Origin of the sequence: Bradyrhizobium sp. CCGB20 (genome assembly GCF_024199855.1) — a bacterium.
Classification (GTDB): Bacteria; Pseudomonadota; Alphaproteobacteria; order Rhizobiales; family Xanthobacteraceae; genus Bradyrhizobium.
In genome coordinates, this window is the sequence record NZ_JANADN010000001.1 from 6,022,941 (window position 1) to 6,041,480 (window position 18,540).

An 18,540-nucleotide genomic window follows, 5' to 3' on the forward strand; every position below is an offset into this window, starting at 1 on the left:
GGGAAGGTTGATCTTAAGCCGAGACGGCTTCGTTCGCCAGAGCGGCCTCGGCAGCGGCCTGGGCAGCAACCTGGGCACGGCGGAGCCGCCGCGCCCGTCTGCGATCGCACCAGGCCTGGGTCAGGCGCTCCGTCGTCGCCTTGATGGAAGACAACAGGCCGAACAGCGTCAACGCCGCGCCGAACAGCCAGAGCGCCAGATCGAACATGCCGCCAACGAGCAGCAGCGCGCCGCGGCCGAGCAGCTTCATGATCGCGCGGGTCTTGCTCCCTTGTGCTTCCGCGAGCCGCGCTGCGCGTGCGACGTCCTTCGGGCCTTCGGCGATGCGCAAGCTATCCATGGCGCCGCGCGTGCCGGTCTTTTCAGCAACGCGGGTGACGTCCTTGCCGAACCGGACCAGCGCACCGGCCTTCTCGGCACGGAACGCAGCCTTGATCGCGCTCACGGTCTCGCCGGGGCGGAACACCGAACCCTTGGCGACAGCGTTCTGCAGCATCGGCCCATCGACCACCTCACGCGCCGACCGGCCGGCCCATGCGGCAAGTCCCTCGCCGAGCCGTCCAACCTTGCGGGCATCCTTCACCAGCGTCAGCCCGGCGCGAACAGGCGCGGCACCGCCAACGGAGATGTAGGTCACGGCCGTCACCGCAAGGCCTGCGGTCGCAAGTCCCAGCACCAGGCGATCGGTGTCCTCGCCCATGGCGAGATGCTTACCCTCGCGCACGACGTCCCTGATGTCGCCGATCACGAAGAGATCGCCGGCCACCGTCCCGGACAGGCTCGCGACATCGTCGGCGTTGCCGGTGACGAGGCCGGTGGCGAACCGTTTGGCGAAATGCCCGGTGGAATTTTCTTCCTTGACCGCATCACTCACGCGGTTGAGGAGGTCGTCGGGCAGCGCGATGTTGCGCTCACGCGCCAGCGCGACAAAGCTGTCGGCGAGATCGGCATCGCGCGTGGCGAGCGCGGCCTCGATATTGTCCTGAACCAGGTGGTCGTTCTGCCGCAGCAACGCATCGAGCTTGAGCTCGGAGAGCGCCGCCGGATCGTCCTGGGCCGAGAGGATCGCGCCGGCCTCGCGTGCATGCGGCGCTACCTGCGCGAGCATGAAGCTGCAGGCCGCGATACCGGTCAACGCCGTGCTGATTCGCAGCCACTTCATGCCAAGAGCCTGGACGGTCCAAAGATCTGTCTCGAGATCATCTGCGCCTGATGGTTCGCATTTCGTCGCAATTCCGCGCGTCCACAGACATAGTATGCCAAAATTGCGACACAACGTCCCCGACGAAAGAAGGGCTTCTCTCTGGCCGCAAGATTGTGTCGAATTTGCATGAGCAAATGAGCATGGGGCAATTGCGAACCTTTCGGTTCCGCTGGACTAGCAATCATCAGCACCCACCAGTATGGTCCGCGGCGCCTCAAATATGCCGCGTCAGTTCTTGATTGTGTCTGCCGCCATTGCCACTCCAGGATGAACTACGATGTCCGACCATGTCGTCCCGCACTTCCATAACGATGCCGGTGTCCCCGTCATCGAGATCGGCTCGCAAGAGTTCATGTGCGTCGGCGCCAATCCTCCGTTCGATCATCCGCACGTCTTCCTGGACCTCGGCAACGACAACGAGATCATCTGCCCCTATTGCTCGACGCTGTACCGCTTCGCCGCCGACCTGAAGGCCGGCGAAGCCCGTCCGCCGGAATGCGTGCTGAAGGACAAGGTGGCCTGACCGCCTCTCACGGTCAGGGGTGGCGCTCTCCCGAACGATTGTCATCGCCGGTGCCGGCATCGGTGGACTGACGGCTGCGCTTGCGCTCGCCGCCCGCGGCTTCCGCATCGTCGTGCTGGAGAAGGCCGAGCGGCTCGAGGAAGTCGGCGCCGGCCTGCAACTCTCCCCCAATGCCAGCCGCGTGCTGGTCGAGCTCGGCCTCACCGAACGGCTCAAGCTGCGCGCCGTCACGCCTGAGGCGCTCTGCGTCATGAGCGCGCGGGCCGGCGGCGAACTGCTGCGCATGCCGCTCGGCGACGCCGCGTCCGCGCGGGCCGGCGCCCCCTATTGGGTGGTGCACCGCGCCGACCTGCAATCCGCGCTGGCCGGTGCGGTCTCCGACCATCCCGATATCGACCTGAAGCTAGGGGCGACCTTCGAGGACGTTGCGCCCCACGCCAAGGGACTGACGGTGGTCCATCGCAGCGGCACGATCCGCCGCAGCGATCTCGCCAGCGCACTGATCGGCGCCGACGGCATCTGGTCGACGGTCCGCCAGCATCTGTTTCCCGAGGTGCAGCCGCGCTTCTCCGGCCTGATCGCCTGGCGCGGCACGCTCGATGCCACGCAACTGCCGAAGGAGTTTACCGCGCGGCGGGTGCAGCTCTGGATGGGTCCGAACGCCCATCTCGTGGCTTATCCGATCGCCGGCGGGCGCCAGATCAACGTGGTCGCGGTGCTGCCGGGGACCTGGAACAGGCCCGGCTGGAGCACGCCGGGCGACCCCTTCGAGGTGATGGATGCCTTCGCGGCGCCGCGCTGGCCACCGCCGGCCAGGATGATGCTCACCGCGGTCGACAATTGGCGCAAATGGGCGCTGTTCGGCGTGCCCGACGGCTGCCCCTGGAGCCAGGGACCGGTCGGCCTGCTCGGCGACGCCGTGCACGCGATGCTGCCGTTCGCGGCCCAGGGGGCCGGCATGGCGATCGAGGATGCCGCCGTGCTCGCGCAGCATCTGAGCCCTGAGGCCGCCGAGAGCGCGGCCGGCGTCACCGCGGCGCTGAAGCAATATGGCCGCGCGCGGCAGGCGCGGGTGCGGCGGGTGCAGCGGACAGCGCGGCAGCAGGGCCGCATCTATCATCTCAACGGGCCGCTCGCGATCGCGCGCGACCTTGCGATCCGCGCGCTTGGCCCGGAGCGCATGCTGGCGCGGCAGGACTGGATCTACGGCTGGCGCGTCTGAGGTGGACGCAGCCGCGTTGACTTACCGAATGGTGCCGCCTGATTTTGGGGCGGGCTTGATGTCCGGCCGCTGCGGCGCAGAGGCCGGCGTCGGCGCACCCGGCGGCGTCTCCCGGCACCTGTTGCGGCGCCAGGCGTCTTCGGCGAGCTGCGCCCGGCCGCGTACCGCGACGTAATCGTTGCGATAGGCGAGCTCGGACACGACGGCACCGCCGGCTCCGGTCTCCGCCTTGTCCATCAGCTTCTGCAAATCGGCGGTTCGGGCGGCGAGCGACTTGCGCTCGGTCTCCAGCTGCTTGCAGTCGTACAATTCATAGGCGCCGGGATCGGCAAAGGCCGGAGCGATCGTCTCGCTCATGCCGGCGCAGCCGGACAGCACAGCGCCCGCCGCGAGCAGCGCCAGAAGCGCGGCCGAGCCGCGCGGGCGATAGGAAAACGAAACAGCCATGCCGGATGAATAGTCCCCGTGGATTGAGAATGCCTAAAGCAACAACAGATGTCCGGATTGAGGCTTTGCCTTGCGCGGCCGGCTCGCTTAAGGAAGAACCGCCCACCCGGCCTGCAAAGCACCAATTCCAGACCGCCGGGATGGGACTTAAGTGTTTGATCTCGTTGGATCAAGCGGGCATGGCGGAATTGGTAGACGCAAGGGACTTAAAATCCCTCGGCGCGCAAGCGCTGTGCCGGTTCGACCCCGGCTGCCCGCACCATCGGAGCTGACGGTGGAGCAGCAAGTTTTTTCATGACCGATCCCAGCCGGGCTCAGCGGTGTAGGCGATCGGCTGGCGACGACGGATACGGTAGACCGACGCGGGCGGGACATTGAGCGCGGTTCGGCCGACCAGACTCGCCTTCAGTCCAAGGCGGTCGAGAATCGGCCGAGGGATCGGGCAGCTCATGCCATAGGTGAATTGGTAGAAGGTGCCGCCTTCCCGCATGTGGCGGAAGGCTCCCGCCAGGATCGCCATCACCTTGCGCGGCGTCATCGAGAGCAACGGAAGGCCGCTCACAACAGCGCCGGCCGGCGCGACAAACGGTGCATACTGGCTCAGCTGGGAAGCATCCATCCAAAGCACCCGCGCATTCGGAAAACGCTGCTGCAGCAGCCGCATGAAATCAGAGCCATATTCGATCAGCAGCAGATCCGACTCCGCGATGCCTTGGCGCAGGAGTGCCTTGGTAAAGACGCCGGTGCCCGGTCCCAGCTCGATCACGGGTCCGTCGCCGGGCTTGATCTCACCGGTCATGAGGCGAGCCAAGCTTTGGCCGGAGGGCGCGATGGCGGAGACGCGCCTCGGATTGGCAATCCACGCGCGGAAAAAGCCGACGAAATCGTTGCATGTTGTAGCGGTCATATCAGGCCTCCGATTGTCGATGTCAGAACTCGAAGCGAATTCCCGACATGCGTTCGAGCTCCTCAACGAGAATGCGACCGGCCTCCACATCGTCCGCAAGGGAGGCGGTCTTATCTTCGGTGGGATGCCCACGCAGTCTCATGAAGCCGCCGGGACCGTAATAGCCACCCGGCTTCACATGCTTCGAGGTTGCGGCCATGAGCGTCGGCTCCGCCCCCATGGCAGCATTCTGAATCAGCGGATAGATGGCAAACGCCGAGAGCAGCATCAGCGCGCTGGTGTCGGCGAACAGATTCGTTTTTGACGCGCCCGGATGGCAGATGACCGACAGCAACCGGTCGCCGGCGCGCCGTTGCAACTCCCTCGCGACCAGCACGTTTGCGAGTTTCGTTTTCGCATAGGCTTTAATGGGCTTGTAGCCCTGCCTGGAGTCGAGGTCTGCAATGGGGACCGGACCACCCATCGCGTGGGTACCGGACGCCACCGTAACGAGACGTGGTGCAGCAGATCGAAGCAGTGCAGGAAGCAGTAAAGCCGTCAGCCGGTATGGACCCAGGACATTCGTCGCAAACTGCATCTCGTGGCCGTCTACGCTCTCCCGGCGATCAGGCAGCGCCATGACACCCGCATTGTTGACCAGCACATCGATCGGCCCGGATAGCACCAGTTGGCTTTCAGCAAAGGCCTTCACCGACGCCGGATCCGAGAGGTCAAGTTTACCTGTCTTCAGCTTGGCGTTTGGCGCGATGGCGAGGATGCGGCGAGCCGCTTCAGCGGCCTTGGCTTCGTTGCGAGAAGCGATTGTCACCTCTGCGCCTGCGCGCGCCAGCTCCAAAGCCGCATGCCAGCCGATGCCGCTGTTGGCACCGGTCACGATGATGCGCTTTCCTACTTGTGAAGGAATGTCCTTCACCGTCCACGCTTTACTCATACTCGCTACTTTCGTTTGTTGGCAGGCGGCGCGAAGCGCGCCGCGAGAAGCTGAACGCGCTGCTCCAGCACCGCTGGGGTGGGCTCATCGCTGAGCAGTCCATCGAGCGCGAGCAGGAAAACCTCTGCGGCCGCTTCGTCACCGTCAAGAATTGCCGCAACGCAATCCGCCGCCACACCGCGGTGAAGTGCTTCAATTTCGGGATCTATGCGTTCGCAGACGTCAAAGAACTCGCCTGCCATCGGCGCACCGACCATGTCGGCCCAGGGCTGGATCACCATGAGCCTGCACACATCAACGAGACGCTCGCGCGGTGGTTTGGTGCCCGCCGCCGCTTGCTTCGCCGCAGGATGTCGAGAGATGAGCCAATCAGCAAATACAGCAGTGAAGATGTCCTCCTTATCCTTGAACGTCCGATAGAGGAGCGTGCGCGAAATCCCCGCGCGCTTCGCGATGTCGTCGAGCGAAGTCTTGGAGAAGCCGAAGTTGAGGAAGCACCAGCGCGCGGCCGCCAGGATCTTGTGCCGACGCGCTTCTGCTTCGTTCGGGGTGAGTTTGCTGGTCATGGGCTGCGTTCTATCCGAACTCACTTTGACAAAAAACGATTTATTTGTCAAATTGTATCGGAGAAGATCGTTGGCCGGTCCATGCCAGCGCCGCTCAACGCAACCATTCGTTCACCAACCCGCCCCTCGCCGTCCGGAACCCGCGCGGCGCAGCCGGCCTTTACCCGGCTTTAGGCCGTCTTCCCCTAAAGCGAGCGATGTCTGCCGCCGATCGACGCAGACCAAGGACATGCAGGGCCTGGAGCGGCTGGCTGCGATGGTGAGAGCTCCGATGGACGCGCGCGAGAATTGGTCCCGGTCGGGGATTGGCGAAGCGTCCGCGGCGTCAGGACATCGCCTGCACGGCTTCGAAGTCTACGTCTTCCTGATCGCTTTCCTCGGCGTGTTCTATTTGTCGAACGGGCCGCTTCTGCTCGGCCATTACGATCTGGGCTGGCACCTCGCCGCTGGAGACCTGATCAGGGAGCGGGGCGAAGTCCCTTTTCAGGATCCCTGGGCGTTCACCCTAGGCGACAAGCGCTGGTATAATCTGTCGTGGCTTTGGGACGTGATTGCCAGCGTGGTCTTTCAGCACGCGGGCTTCGCCGGCATCGTCCTGATGGTCGTCGCCTCCGGCGTGACCATCGCCGGATATCTCGCGTTCTGCGGCTTGAGCAGCGGCGCATCCGCGCCCGCGGTCTGCATCGCGGTCTTCGCGGCGTGTCTGCTCTATCCCTGCTACGAAGCCTCGCCGAACATGTATCTGGCGGCGTCGCCGAACATCGCGACCATGCTGTTCGCAATCGTCTTCTACGGCGAATGTTTGCGACGGCGCGCATGGTTCCTGTTGCCGCCCATGATGGTGCTCTGGGTCAATCTGCACGGCGGCTTCATGCTGGCCTTTCCCATCATCGGCGTCTTCTGCGGCGTCGCCCTGCTGCGACGGGACTGGGTGAACTTCCGGAACTACACCCTCGCGGGCGTCGGGTGTTTCATCGCGATCTTCGTCAATCCGCTCGGATGGCATGTCTATGACGGCGTCAGGGCGACGCTGGGTCATTTCGTCCAGGCCGACATCGGCGAGTGGCGTCCCTACTTCCACAACATGGTCATGCCCGGCAGCATTCCCGGCATCGTCTATGCATTGACGTTCGCCGTGCTCGAGCTGTGGTACCGAAGCTCAACACGGGTTCCGCTGGAGGCGCGCCTGCTGGCGTGGCTGTTCCTGTTCCTGGGACTCTATCAGTTCAGGTACGCCGCATTCTTCTTCATCTTCTCGAGCGTTCCGATGGCGCTCCACATCGACCGGCTGTTGCCCGAACGGCTTGCGAAGTTCGAGGTCCAGCGCGCGATGCTGGCAGCCGGCGTCGTCGGCGTGCTGTTGCTGCCGCTCACGTTCATGCAGGTGAGACCGGCGCTGGCATTGCCCGACATGCTCTCGGAAGACGACGCCAATTATCTCAAGGCGCATGCTGCGCATGCCCGCCTGCTGAACCACTGGAATATCGGCGGGCTCCTGATCTTCCGGACGCACGGCTCGGTGCCGCTGTTCGTGGACGGCCGCGCGGCGACCGCCTATCCGGACGAGCTGTTGCACGACTATCTCAAGCTGGTTCGATGGGAAATCGACGAGGCGACTTGGGACAAGGTGATCAGCAAATACAAGATCGACGCAGTGCTCTGGGTCAGAGGGCACGAGCAGCTGAGGCAGTTCCTCGTCCGCGAGAGAGGCTGGAGAGAGCAATACACCGGAGCCTATGTGAGCCTCTACACCAGGCAACCGGCCGCTTCTCGGTAGAGGATCAAGTCTCCTGCGGCGCCAGGCGGCCTGAAGACTCCCGCGGGAGCAGCAGCCAGAAGCAGATCAGTGCGAACGTAAGCTGGCCGAACCCGCCCCTGAACGTGATGCCCGAGATCGATGCCAGGGTCGGGATGGCGACCCCGACCGTCAGCACCGCCGCCATCGTCGCCGCAGGCAGGTTGACGATGAGAACGGCCGCGTAGAGCGCCACTTCGAAGAAGGCATATTCCTTCAGCCTGGGCGCGCAGAGATAGATCGCGTACATCGTCAGCACGGTGATGCGCATCGCGGCATCAGGGTGCTCCATGAGCCAGTCGTCGAGCACCCGAAGCCGCAAGCCCCTGCGAGCCGGGCGCTGCGCCTGGATCATGCGCCACACGGAGATCGTGAACGGCGCGAGCACCAGTGCGGTCGCGATGACCCCATAGAGCGCGACAACGATTGGCTTGCTGCCGGCGAGCCCAACGCTGTCCGCAAGTGTGAGCGAGAGGAACAGCAGCGACGGATTGACCTCGTTCCCCGGCGCATGCTGTCCGGGAATCTGGCCGAGGATCGCGCTCAGCCAGCTCCTGGACAGATCGGGGTAGAACGCCATCGACGCCAGGATCGGCAGGGCGAACATGCCGGCCGCCACCGCGACCAGAACGAGCTTGCGACGTCGCGGCTGCGGCAGGAAATACAGCGCCGCGACGACCGGGACGAACACCAGCTTGAACGAGGCGACGAGGCCGAGCACGGCCGCACCGGCGAGCTGCGGCACGTAGCTCGCCGGCCGGGCGGGACGCAGCAGCAGCGCAAGCGATACGGCCGTCAGCAGCCCGCTCAGTATCGCAAAGTTCCCGGTCGCCATGATCCATTCAAAACCGAGCAGACCTCCGAGCGCGAACACGCCGCGCAGCACGACGTCCCGCGAGGCCGGACGGGTCTTGCCGAGACCCGGCAACAGCAGCGCGCAGAGCAGCGCAAGGACGAGGAAGATCGGCTTGTAATGCGCGACGAGAAAGCCGCCGGCGCAAAGCGGCCGGAAGGCATCGAGGGTAACCGGCAGATAGGGATAGGAGAGCTTGGTGTCCTTCAGGTTCTTGACGAAATAGGGATCGAGCCCCGCGATATGGGCGTCGACGGCTGCGCAGTTCACGCGCGCGTCCCAGCCAAATGTGTCGTCCATCCCCATATCGATGGCGACGGCCGTGGCGACGAGCACCGCCAGGGCCAGGATGAAACGGGTCATCCAGCTCCTCCCCGGCGCTTCGGCGGCCAAGGTCCGTTCTCCGGCATCCGCAGACGCGGCGATATCCGTCATGGTTGCGCGAGCTCCATCTCGAGGCGTTTCGGCTCGGCACGGAAGTCGAGCAGCAGGATCCAGAAGCATATCAGCGCGACGATGAGGAGCATGAAACTGCCCTCGAGCTGCGTGCCGACAAGCGAGATCAGTGCAGGAACAAGGACACCGACGGAGAGAAATGCGGCGAGTGCCAGCGCCGGAAGATCGACGACGAGGATCGCGGCGTAGACCGCGAGCTCGAAGAAGGCATATTCCTTGAGGCGGGGCGAGCTGAGATAGAGCGCAAACATGGCAAGCACCGTGATGCGCATGGCCGCGCGGGGATGTTGCATCAGCCAGCGATCCAGCCGCGTCAAGAACGATCCCCCTTCCCGCACCGGCCGGCTCGCGACCACGCGCAGGACGGACAAGGCGAACGGCACGAGCACGAGCGCGGACGCCGCGAGCGCATAGGTCGCGAACATCGCCGGCTTGCTGTCACCGAGGCCGGCATGTTCCATCAGGCTCCGCGCCAGCAGCAGCAGCGACGGATTGATCTCCACGAGATCGACGGCGTGCTGGTTGGGAATCTGCCCCGCAATCGCAAGCCGCCAGCTCCCGAACAGATCGGGGTAGAACAGCCCCGATATCAGGACCGGCAATGCGAATGCGAACGTCGCCGCCGCGATCAGCACCAGCTTGCGGCCGCGCGGCAGCGGCAGGAAATAGAGCGCAGCCAGCACCGGAAAAAACACCAGCTTGAATGAGGTCACGAGGCCGAGCAGCGCCGCACCGGCGAGCCGCAAGGGAAAGCTACGGTCGTCCCACGCTTCGGATGCGGGTGGACCAAGCAGGAGCGCCAGCGCGATTGCAGTGAACAGGCCGCTCAGGATCACGAAATTGCCCGACGCCTGCACCCATTCGAACCCGACGAACGCGCCGAGCGCGCAAAGCACCCTCAGCGCAACATCGCGCACGCTCGTGCGCGCTCGGCCGAGAGCGGGCAGCAGAAGCGCGCAGAGCACGGCGAGAGCGAGAAAGATGCCTCTGTAATGATCGACCAGAAAGGTGCCGCCGCACAGCGGACGGAAGACGTCGAGCGTCACCGGCAAATAGGGATAAGAGAGCCTGGTGCCCTTCAGGTTCTTGACGAAATAGGGATCGAGCCCGTCGGCATGCGCATCGACCGCCGCGCAATTGACGCGAACGTCCCAGCCATATTTCACGTCGAGCGCGGCGTCGTTGGCGAGATTGCCGAGCACCAGCAGCGCAATCAGCGCGATCAGGCAGGCAAGCCAGGTGTTCCGCCGCCCAGCCATGCCGGCTGAGGGGCCCACCCATCGTGCTGCATCGGTAGCGTCGGACACCGCGAAATACCTGTCGTCTGGATTCAAGTCCTAAGTTTCCTCTGGCGCGCTGCGCGGGCGCCCGGTCCGGCCACAATGGACAGGATGGGTTGCGGATTCATCTCCCCGAGGCGCAGTGCCCGGTCTTATGGTGAATCCCTGGTTGTTGACTGCGGCCCGGGTCCGATGAACCGGTCGCCCGCCTTCGACGCAGCAGCGACCCGCGGCCACTTCACCAATTCTTGTCCGCCCGCCTGCCAGCCATCCCGAAACATGGGTTGTGCGTCGCAGCATAAACGTTAGAAAAGCCTCAGATTTCAGAGGTGAGCTTTGTCCGACGTCAATGCCGACGATTGGGTGTCCTCGGGACACCGCCCCATGGGTTTTCCAGAATTCGTCATCGTGATCGCGTCCATCATGGCGCTGAATCCGCTTGCGATGGACATGATGCTGCCCGCTCTGCCCAACATCGGGGCGGCTTTCAACATTCCCAACGCCAATCATCTTCAGCTCGTGCTGTCGACCTTCCTGATCGGGTTCGGCGCGGGCCAGTTCATCATGGGTCCGCTGTCGGATCGCTTTGGCAGGCGCCCCGTGCTGCTCGGCGGGATGACCGTCTACGCCGTGGCGAGCGTGCTGGCGATTGCCGCGCCGTCGTTCGAGACGCTGCTGCTGGCGCGCGCGCTGCAGGGTTTCGGCACCTCGGCGACGCGGGTCATCGCCACGTCGATCGTGCGCGACTGTTACGTCGGCCGCCGCATGGCGAGCGTGATGTCGCTTGCGATGATGATCTTCATCGCCGTCCCCGTGGTCGCGCCCTCCTTCGGACAGGCGGTGCTGCTGGTGACGCAATGGCGCGGCATCTTCGTCGTGCTGATGCTCTACGGTCTGCTCGCGCTCGCATGGTCCGTGCTGCGGCTGCCGGAAACCTTGCCGGAAAGCGAACGCAGGTCGCTCGCGCCGCGCGACGTGCTCGCGGCCTACTGGCAGACCGTGAGCAATCGCCAGACCATCGGCTATGCGGCAGCCGCCGGCAGCGTCATGGGCGCACTGTTCGCCTACGTGTTCTCGGCGCAGCAGGTTTTTGTCGGCATCTATCACCTTGGCCGTTATTTCCCGCTCGCCTTTGCCGCGATCGCGGCCGGCACCGCCATTGCCGGTTTCCTCAACGCCAGGTTTGTCGGGACCCTCGGCATGCGCGTGATCTCGCACGGCGCACTGACGCTCTACACCGCGGTCGCGGGCGTGATGCTGCTGACGGAAAGCCTCGGCATGCTGCCGCTCTCCCTGTTCATGGTGCTCTCGGCCCTGATGATGTTCTCGTTCGGCATGATGGTCGCGAACTTCACTGCGCTCGCCATGGAGCCGCAGGGCCATATCGCCGGCACGGCCTCCTCGCTCTACGGCTCGATCACGACGCTGATCGGCATCGTCGTCGGCATGGCGATTGGGCAGAGTTTCGACGGCACGCTGCTGCCGTTCTCGGTCGGCTTCTTCCTGTCGACACTGGTGGCGCTGGCGATCGTGCTGGTGGTGGAAAAGGGACGGCTGTTCAAGCCGCATCATCGCGCCATCGCGTGAGGAACATAGCGGCGGCTGCGATGTTGTACTGCAGCAATTCGAAAGGCCGCTCCATGGAACCGGAACACCGCGAAGACCAACCTGCCTCGGATCGGCCCGCGACGGAGCCATCAGCGCCGAACACCGACCAGGACGCGTTCACCGCGCCTTTCGCAAGCGAAGGGCTCGAAGGACTGCGCGACAGCAATTGCTGAGTGCAAAGCCTAGTCCGTCTTACGTCTGCTTGCGCTGAAATCGTCGGCCGCGCTCTCGGGCGCCGCGCTGTTTCCGCGTGGCGGCACCATCAGCACGACCACGTCCCGCGTGACACCGGCGCGACCCCACAGCGTCGCCTGCACCGTGAACTCATGCCTGACGGAATATCCCGCGCGCCCGGACACCGATTCCATCCACCGATTGCAATGGTCCTGGTCCCGGAAACAGAGCGCGGCCCAGCCGCGATCCAGCGTCGTCTTGCGCGGCAGGCCCCAGGTGTACTGGTACTCGAGCGGCCGCGCATAATGCGGGTGGTCCGGGCTGTAAAACGCCGTCGCGAAGGCCAGCGAATCATCGCCGCTCACGGCGCTTAGCGGCCTGCCGGTCAGCTCGCGCCATTCGCGCGTCAGTTCGTTCGCCGCCTGGGCGTAGAAATTCCGGCCCTCTTCGTAACCGTGATTGTTGCGATAGACGGCATGGATCGGCGCGGCGACGAGGACGGCGGCGAGCGCGACGCCGGCCGCGATCGCCGTGAGGTTGACGGTGTAGAAGCGCTCGATCGGGTAGCGCGTGCCGCAGACCACGAGAACCGCGAACAGGAACAGCCCCTGCAACGCCCATAGCGACGGCAGATCCGTGCCCATCGCGAGCGAGGTCATGACCGGCAGCGCGATCGTGCCGATCGCAACATAGAAGAGAAGCCGCAGGCCCGGGCTCATCGCGACGAAATCGGCCGGAAACTGCTTCAGCCGCGTGCCGGCGATGAACACCCAGAGCACGGCCGATACGCTCATCGCTGCCGCCAGCCCCAACAGAAAATTCTTGACCTCACCGAGCGAGCTGACGGCGTTTCCATTGGCGTGGTTCATTGCATAGGTGAAGGTCGAGGCGCCCGTGGTCGCGAGCCAGTAGATATGCGGCGACAGCACCGCGAGCCCGACGACAACCGAAATCCAGGGCGAAGCCGAGGTGAAATAGGCGCGCCGCGCCGGATGCGCCAGCGCTGCAAAAGCAAGGCTCGCGACGAGGAAGATCGAATAATACTTGCCGACCATCGCCAGCGCCGTCGTGCATCCCACCGCGACCGCCCACCGCCGGCTGCGGGTCTCGAACGCGCGCAGGAAGCAATAAGTCGCCAGTGGCCAGACCGCGAGCAGCACCGCATTGGCATTGAAGCGCTGGGCGTGGAATTGATAGGCCGGCGTCAGCATCAAAAGCAGCAGCACGAGGATGCGCTTGTGCCCCGTCACGAAGCGCCGCGCGATCAGGTCGACAAAGAACAGCGCAAGCCCCGCATTGGCCATCGCCATCAATTGCAGCGACCAGTCGCTGAGCGGAAAAACCGAGGTCCAGCCGGCCGCAATCCAGCCCATCAGTGGCGGGTGCTTGTGATAGCCCCAGGCGAAATTCCGTCCCAGCGTCCAGGCTTCGAGCGTATCGGGATGCAGGCCGCCGCCGGCATAGGCGATGGCGAGATAGAGCGTCCAGATCGCAACGAAGCACGCGATGAGAAGCGGCGCGGCCCAGCCCGCCTCGACACCATCGAGCCAGCGCAGGAAAGGCCGGCGCCACCCTGCCGGAGCGCGATCGGACCGTTCGGCCATCGCCTGGAATGCAAAATCGATCGGCAAGGGAATCAAAATGAAAGACGGCAAGTGATGTGCGAGCTGCGCACATCTATTTCAGGACAGAAACAAATAGCAACAATTGGAAACTGGAAGGGTTCAAAGCTGACGCGAGGCTGACAAAACGAAAAACGGCGCCGCTGGTGACAGCGGCGCCGATTGATTGACCGGGACTGAAGGCGCGAGGCGCGCCCTCACCTTACTCGGATTTGTCGACGTTCCAGAACACCGGCGTCGCCGGGCCGTCGATCACGCCGGAGAGCGACTTCCGCCAGGCACTCGGTGCCTGATACTGGCCGAGCGGCATGTAGAGCACCTGATCGTAGGCCTCCTTCTGGATTTCGGCCGCGATCTTCTTCCGCTCGTCGAGCGAGGCAGCACGAACGAAGCCGTCCTTGAGCTGCTCGATCCTGGCGTCCTCCGCCCAGCCGAACCAGCCGCCCTTCTTGCCCTGCCCGCCGACAGCGACGTTGGAGATCGGGTTGTCCACGTCGGCGCTAACCCAGTTTGTGATGAACATGTTCCAGCCGCCCTCCTTCGGGGGCTTCTGGCTGGCGCGCCGGCTGACCACCGTCTGCCAGTCGGTGGCCTGGAGGTCGACCTTGAAACCGGCTTCGCGCAGCTGCTGGGCCACCACGATCGGTTGAGCCTTCAGCAACAGCACGTCGCCCGGCGCCATCAGCACGATGGGTGTCCCGTCGTAACCGGACTCGGCCAGCGCCTTCCTGGCCGCAGCCATGTCGCCCCCCTTCGCCAGGGTCTCACCGCCGACTTCTGTCGCGAACGGCGTGTCGCAGATGAAGGCCGCGGCGCAAGTCTTGTAGTACTTGGGATCGCCGATCAGCGCATCGAGCACGTCCTTCTGTTTGATCGCCAGGAATGCTGCGCGGCGGACCTTGACGTTATCGAAGGGCGGATGAAGGAAGTTCATCCGTGCACCCGTCTGGAATCCGAACTTGTTCAGAATTTCGATTTTGAGCGCCTTGTCGGCTTCGATGGCGGGCAACATCTCGATGGCGGGACTTTCCATGAAATCGATGTCGCCCGACTGAAGCGCGTTCAACGCCGTCTGAGCGTCCGGCATCGTAATCCATTCGACGCGGTCGACCTTCACCACCTTGCCGCCGGCGGTCCAGCTCGACGGCTCCTTGCGCGGCAGGTAATCGGTGTTCTTGACATAGATCGCCTTCACCCCGGGCTGGAATTCAGCCTGCACGAACTTGAAGGGACCGGAGCCGATCTGCTCGGGGATCTGCTTGTCCACCGGTGTCTCGGCGAGACGCTTCGGCATCATGAAAGCGACCCGCGAGGACGGCTTGCCGATCGATTCCAGCACAAGCCCGTACGGCTCCTTCAGCTTCAGCGTGATGGTCTTGGGATCGGTCGCCTCGATGCTCGCGGTGAACAGCATCATCTGCTGCCCCATGCCATCGACAGCCGCCCAGCGCTTCAGCGAGGCAACGCAATCTTCCGCGGTGACCGGCGTACCGTCATGCCACTTCAGGCCGTCGCGCAGCGTGAAGGTGTAGGTCAGCTTGTCGTCGGAGATCTTCCAGTCCGCCATCTGCGGCTGGATCTTGAAGTTCGAATCCGTCGCGATCAGCGTGTCGTAGACCATGTAGCCATGATCGCGCGAGATATAGGCGCTGGTGAAGATCGGATCGAGGATGCGCAGATCCGAATGCATCACCGCGGTGATGGTCTTGCCGGCTGCAAGAACCGGCGAGGCAAGTACCGAAAGCCCCAGGACTGAAAGCGACAAAGCTGAAATTGCAAATGTGGAAACGAACGTCCGGCGCCGCATGAGTTGGAACACTGAAGTTCTCCTGGAACGTTTCTTCGGAAATTGCTTGGGAAGTTTCTCCTGGCGAGCGGCGCCGCTGATGGCAGCGGCGCCGCGTGATTGATCGGGATAAGAGGTGCAGGAATGCGCCCTCTCCTTACTCCGACTTGTCGACGTTCCAGAACAGCGGCGTTGCCGGGCCGTCGAGCACGCCGCTCAGCGATTTGCGCCAGCCGCTCGGCAGCAGGTACTGCCCGAGCGGAATGTAGATCACCTGCTCATAGGCTTCCTTCTGGATCTCGGCGGCGATCTTCTTCTGCTCGTCGATCGAGGACGCGCGGACGAAGGTGTCCTTGAGCTGCTCGATCTTGGCGTTTTCCGCCCAGCCGAACCAGCCCTTCTTGCCCTGGCCGCCGATCGAGAGATTGGCGATCGGGTTGGATACGTCGGCCGCGACCCAGTTGGTGAAGAACATGTTCCAGCCGCCCTCCTTTGGCGGCTTCTGGCTGGCGCGGCGGCTCACCACCGTCTGCCAATCGGTCGCTTGCAGGTCGACCTTGAAGCCGGCCTCGCGCAGCAACTGGGCCGCGACGATCGGTTGCGCCTTGAGCGTCGTGACGTCGCCGGGCGCCATGACCACGACGGGGGTACCGTCATAGCCGGATTCGGCGAGCGCCTTCTTGGCTTCCGCCATGCCGTTGCCCTTGACCAGGGTCTCGGCGCCGACCTCGGTCGCGAGCGGCGTATCGCATACGAAGAACGCGCCGCAGATCTTCTGATATTTGGCGTTGCCGACGAGCGCGTCGAGAACGTCCTTCTGGTTCATCGCCAGAAACGCCGCACGGCGCACTTTCACGTTGTCGAACGGCGGATAGAGGAAGTTCATCCGGCCGAGCGTCTGGAAGCCGAACTTGTTCGAGACCTCGATCGTGATCTCCTTGTTCGCCTCCAGCAACGGCAGCATGTCGTACGGCAGGTTTTCCATGAAGTCGATGTCGCCCGACTGCAGCGCGTTCACGGCGGTCTGCGAGTCCGGCATGGTGATCCATTCGACGCGGTCGACCTTCACTACCTTGCCGCCCGAGGTCCAGCTCGCCGGCTCCTTGCGCGGCACGTAATCGGTGTTCTTGACGTAGACCGCCTTCACGCCCGGCTGGAATTCCGACTGCACGAACTTGAAGGGACCCGAGCCGATCTGCTCCGGGATCTGCTTGTCCGCCGGCGTCTCGGCGAGGCGCTTCGGCATCATGAAAGCCACGCGCGAGGACGGCTTGCCGATCGACTCGAGCACGAGGCCGTAGGGCTCCTTCAGCTTCAGCGTGATGGTCTTGGGGTCGGTCGCCTCGAGGCTGGCCGTGAAGGTCATCATCTGCTGGCCCATGCCGTCGACGGCGGCCCAGCGCTTCAGCGAAGCGACGCAGTCTTCCGCCGTCACCGGCGCACCGTCGTGCCACTTCAGGCCGTCACGCAGCGTGAAGGTGTAAGTGAGCTTGTCGTCGGAGATCTTCCAGTCCGCCATCTGCGGCTGGATCTTGAAGTTCGAATCCGTCGCGATCAGCGTGTCGTAGATCATGTAGCCATGGTCACGCGTGATGTAGGCGGTGGTGAAGATCGGATCGATGATGCGCAGATCCGAATGCATCACCGCGGTGATGGTCTTGCCGGCCGCAAATACCGGCGAGGCCATCGCCGTGGCTAGCGCAACGACCGACAGCGCAAGTTTGGAGGCGAACGCGCGACGCCCCCGGCGCATCAAGCTCAACATAAAAACTTCTCCTGACGTGAAACTGTTCAAAGGCAGGTTATTGATTAAGCATCAGGTTCGTTCTTTAGGCGAACTAACCTCATGCAATGCCTTCATCTTTCGAGACTTGCAGACAGCGTTGAGCGCGTCAATCCGGTTTCGCTGCAGCCCCTCGCGGCGCACGCACGGGCTCCACAAAGCTCGGTTTGGCTCTACAACGCTCTCCACCAGTCCTGCCGTGCCGATGCAATGCGCGTTCCATCTTTCGCAGCTTGAGAGACATTCAGATGAATCCAGCCAATCTTCCCTTCGATTCCGAGGCGATGCTCCAGGGCCTGCGCACCTGGGTGGAATGCGAGAGCCCGACCTGGGACGCAAATGCGGTCAACCGCATGCTCGATATCGCAGCGCGGGATATGGCGATCATGGGTGCGACGATCGAACGCATCGCCGGCCGGCAAGGCTTCGGCGGCGTGATCCGCGCGCGCTTCCCGCATCCGAAGCAGGGGGAGCCGGGCATCCTGATCGCCGGACACATGGATACCGTCCACCCGGTCGGCACCATCGAGAAGCTGAAATGGCGGCGCGAGGGTAACAAGTGCTACGGCCCCGGCATCTACGACATGAAGGGTGGCAACTACCTCTCGCTCGAAGCGATCCGGCAGCTGGCGCGCGCGTCCTTCACCACGCCCCTGCCGATCACCGTGCTGTTCACCCCGGACGAGGAAGTCGGCACCCCCTCGACGCGCGACATCATCGAAGCGGAAGCCGCGCGCAACAAATATGTGCTGGTGCCCGAGCCCGGCCGCGCGGACAACGGCGTCACCACCGGACGTTACGCCATCGCGCGCTTCAATCTGGAGGCGACGGGACGGCCGAGCCATGCCGGCGCGACATTGTCGGCGGGACGCTCGGCGATCCGCGAGATGGCGCGGCAGATCCTCGCCATCGATGCGATGACGACGGAGGATTGCACCTTCTCGGTCGGCGTCGTGCATGGCGGACAATGGGTCAATTGCGTTGCAACGACCGCGACCGGCGAGGCGCTGTCCATGGCCAAGCGCCAGGCCGATCTCGACCGCGGCGTCGAGCGGATGCTGGCGCTGTCGGGCACGACCAATGATGTCGCCTTCAAGGTGACGCGCGGCGTCACGCGTCCGGTCTGGGAGCCGGATGCCGGCACCATGGCGCTGTACGAAAAGGCGCGCAGCATCGCAAAATCGCTCGGCGCTGAGCTGCCGCATGCGAGTTCCGGCGGCGGCTCCGACGGCAACTTTACCGGCGCGATGGGAATCCCGACCCTCGACGGCCTGGGCGTGCGTGGAGCCAATGGCCACACGCTTGAAGAGTATATCGAGGTCGAAAGTCTGGTGGAACGCGGCCGCCTGATGGCGGGGCTGCTGGCGACGCTGGAGTGAGGCG

The 18,540-nt window shown here is 64.1% G+C and carries 15 protein-coding genes and 1 tRNA gene; 6 read left to right on the forward strand and 10 right to left on the reverse strand.

Annotated features, from left to right (window positions below; genetic code table 11):
* Nucleotides 1–13: 13 nt before the first annotated feature.
* The gene (locus NLM15_RS28235; RefSeq protein ID WP_254120852.1) at nt 14–1,162 is read right to left on the reverse strand and encodes a hypothetical protein; all 1,149 of its coding nucleotides are present in this window, start codon (nt 1,160–1,162) and stop codon (nt 14–16) included.
* A gap of 319 nt (nt 1,163–1,481) precedes the next feature.
* Here NLM15_RS28235 and NLM15_RS28240 point away from each other — a divergent pair, with 319 nt between their 5' ends.
* Both NLM15_RS28240 and NLM15_RS28245 read left to right on the forward strand, forming a co-directional pair.
* Nucleotides 1,482–1,727, forward strand: a complete 246-nt coding sequence (locus NLM15_RS28240) for a zinc-finger domain-containing protein (protein WP_007602543.1) — start codon at nt 1,482–1,484, stop codon at nt 1,725–1,727.
* A 19-nt stretch (nt 1,728–1,746) separates the two neighbouring features.
* Nucleotides 1,747–2,949: an FAD-dependent monooxygenase gene (locus NLM15_RS28245; RefSeq protein ID WP_254120853.1), complete on the forward strand. Its 1,203-nt coding sequence runs from the start codon at nt 1,747–1,749 to the stop codon at nt 2,947–2,949.
* A gap of 21 nt (nt 2,950–2,970) precedes the next feature.
* Here NLM15_RS28245 and NLM15_RS28250 read toward each other — a convergent pair whose 3' ends face one another.
* Entirely contained in the window at nt 2,971–3,396 is a 426-nt protein-coding gene (locus NLM15_RS28250) for a twin-arginine translocation pathway signal (protein WP_254120854.1), read from the reverse strand.
* A gap of 173 nt (nt 3,397–3,569) precedes the next feature.
* On the opposite strand from NLM15_RS28250, the gene NLM15_RS28255 reads away from it, so the two are divergent.
* Nucleotides 3,570–3,658, forward strand: a tRNA-Leu gene (locus tag NLM15_RS28255).
* 30 nt (nt 3,659–3,688) lie between these two features.
* Here NLM15_RS28255 and NLM15_RS28260 read toward each other — a convergent pair.
* The 3 genes from NLM15_RS28260 to NLM15_RS28270 are packed head-to-tail and all read right to left on the reverse strand — an operon-like array spanning nt 3,689 to nt 5,800.
* Nucleotides 3,689–4,303 carry a class I SAM-dependent methyltransferase gene (locus NLM15_RS28260; protein WP_254120856.1) on the reverse strand — a complete coding sequence of 205 codons (615 nt, stop codon included), beginning with the start codon at nt 4,301–4,303 and terminating at the stop codon, nt 3,689–3,691.
* A gap of 22 nt (nt 4,304–4,325) precedes the next feature.
* Nucleotides 4,326–5,234, reverse strand: coding sequence for an oxidoreductase (locus NLM15_RS28265; protein ID WP_254120858.1), 909 nt, complete (start codon nt 5,232–5,234; stop codon nt 4,326–4,328).
* A 5-nt stretch (nt 5,235–5,239) separates the two neighbouring features.
* A complete protein-coding gene (locus NLM15_RS28270; protein ID WP_254120860.1) occupies nt 5,240–5,800 on the reverse strand; it encodes a TetR/AcrR family transcriptional regulator in 561 nt (186 codons plus the stop codon).
* A 229-nt stretch (nt 5,801–6,029) separates the two neighbouring features.
* Here NLM15_RS28270 and NLM15_RS28275 point away from each other — a divergent pair, with 229 nt between their 5' ends.
* The gene (locus NLM15_RS28275) at nt 6,030–7,577 is read left to right on the forward strand and encodes a hypothetical protein (protein WP_309144942.1); all 1,548 of its coding nucleotides are present in this window, start codon (nt 6,030–6,032) and stop codon (nt 7,575–7,577) included.
* 4 nt (nt 7,578–7,581) lie between these two features.
* Here the strand turns inward: NLM15_RS28275 and NLM15_RS28280 are convergent, their stop codons facing one another.
* Nucleotides 7,582–8,811, reverse strand: coding sequence for a hypothetical protein (locus NLM15_RS28280; RefSeq protein WP_254120862.1), 1,230 nt, complete (start codon nt 8,809–8,811; stop codon nt 7,582–7,584).
* 68 nt (nt 8,812–8,879) lie between these two features.
* Nucleotides 8,880–10,238, reverse strand: a complete 1,359-nt coding sequence (locus tag NLM15_RS28285) for a hypothetical protein (protein WP_254120864.1) — start codon at nt 10,236–10,238, stop codon at nt 8,880–8,882.
* A 330-nt stretch (nt 10,239–10,568) separates the two neighbouring features.
* Here NLM15_RS28285 and NLM15_RS28290 point away from each other — a divergent pair, with 330 nt between their 5' ends.
* Entirely contained in the window at nt 10,569–11,771 is a 1,203-nt protein-coding gene (locus NLM15_RS28290; RefSeq protein ID WP_375166866.1) for a multidrug effflux MFS transporter, read from the forward strand.
* A gap of 203 nt (nt 11,772–11,974) precedes the next feature.
* On the opposite strand, the gene NLM15_RS28295 is transcribed toward NLM15_RS28290, so the two are convergent.
* The 3 genes from NLM15_RS28295 to NLM15_RS28305 all read right to left on the reverse strand — a co-directional run bounded on the left by NLM15_RS28295 (nt 11,975) and on the right by NLM15_RS28305 (nt 17,139).
* A complete protein-coding gene (locus NLM15_RS28295; RefSeq protein ID WP_254120868.1) occupies nt 11,975–13,570 on the reverse strand; it encodes a glycosyltransferase family 39 protein in 1,596 nt (531 codons plus the stop codon).
* A 220-nt stretch (nt 13,571–13,790) separates the two neighbouring features.
* On the reverse strand, nt 13,791–15,407 hold the full coding sequence (locus NLM15_RS28300) for an ABC transporter substrate-binding protein (RefSeq protein WP_254120870.1): 1,617 nt from the start codon (nt 15,405–15,407) through the stop codon (nt 13,791–13,793).
* Nucleotides 15,408–15,531: 124 nt separating this feature from the next.
* Nucleotides 15,532–17,139 (reverse strand): ABC transporter substrate-binding protein, encoded by a 1,608-nt coding sequence (locus NLM15_RS28305; RefSeq protein WP_254120872.1) that lies wholly within the window; start codon nt 17,137–17,139, stop codon nt 15,532–15,534.
* 266 nt (nt 17,140–17,405) lie between these two features.
* Here NLM15_RS28305 and NLM15_RS28310 point away from each other — a divergent pair, with 266 nt between their 5' ends.
* On the forward strand, nt 17,406–18,536 hold the full coding sequence (locus tag NLM15_RS28310) for a M20/M25/M40 family metallo-hydrolase (RefSeq protein WP_254120874.1): 1,131 nt from the start codon (nt 17,406–17,408) through the stop codon (nt 18,534–18,536).
* Nucleotides 18,537–18,540 lie beyond the last annotated feature (4 nt).

Bases quoted from the DNA above. Each gene is read 5' to 3' on its own strand.
- NLM15_RS28295 (WP_254120868.1), bottom strand. From the start codon at position 13,570: ATGGCCGAACGGTCCGATCGCGCTCCGGCAGGGTGGCGCCGGCCTTTC.
- NLM15_RS28250 (WP_254120854.1), bottom strand. From the start codon at position 3,396: ATGGCTGTTTCGTTTTCCTATCGCCCGCGCGGCTCGGCCGCGCTTCTG.
- NLM15_RS28275 (WP_309144942.1), top strand. From the start codon at position 6,030: ATGCAGGGCCTGGAGCGGCTGGCTGCGATGGTGAGAGCTCCGATGGAC.
- NLM15_RS28240 (WP_007602543.1), top strand. From the start codon at position 1,482: ATGTCCGACCATGTCGTCCCGCACTTCCATAACGATGCCGGTGTCCCC.
- NLM15_RS28310 (WP_254120874.1), top strand. From the start codon at position 17,406: ATGAATCCAGCCAATCTTCCCTTCGATTCCGAGGCGATGCTCCAGGGC.
- NLM15_RS28235 (WP_254120852.1), bottom strand. From the start codon at position 1,162: ATGAAGTGGCTGCGAATCAGCACGGCGTTGACCGGTATCGCGGCCTGC.
- NLM15_RS28280 (WP_254120862.1), bottom strand. From the start codon at position 8,811: ATGACCCGTTTCATCCTGGCCCTGGCGGTGCTCGTCGCCACGGCCGTC.
- NLM15_RS28305 (WP_254120872.1), bottom strand. From the start codon at position 17,139: ATGTTGAGCTTGATGCGCCGGGGGCGTCGCGCGTTCGCCTCCAAACTT.
- NLM15_RS28290 (WP_375166866.1), top strand. From the start codon at position 10,569: ATGGGTTTTCCAGAATTCGTCATCGTGATCGCGTCCATCATGGCGCTG.
- NLM15_RS28270 (WP_254120860.1), bottom strand. From the start codon at position 5,800: ATGACCAGCAAACTCACCCCGAACGAAGCAGAAGCGCGTCGGCACAAG.
- NLM15_RS28260 (WP_254120856.1), bottom strand. From the start codon at position 4,303: ATGACCGCTACAACATGCAACGATTTCGTCGGCTTTTTCCGCGCGTGG.
- NLM15_RS28265 (WP_254120858.1), bottom strand. From the start codon at position 5,234: ATGAGTAAAGCGTGGACGGTGAAGGACATTCCTTCACAAGTAGGAAAG.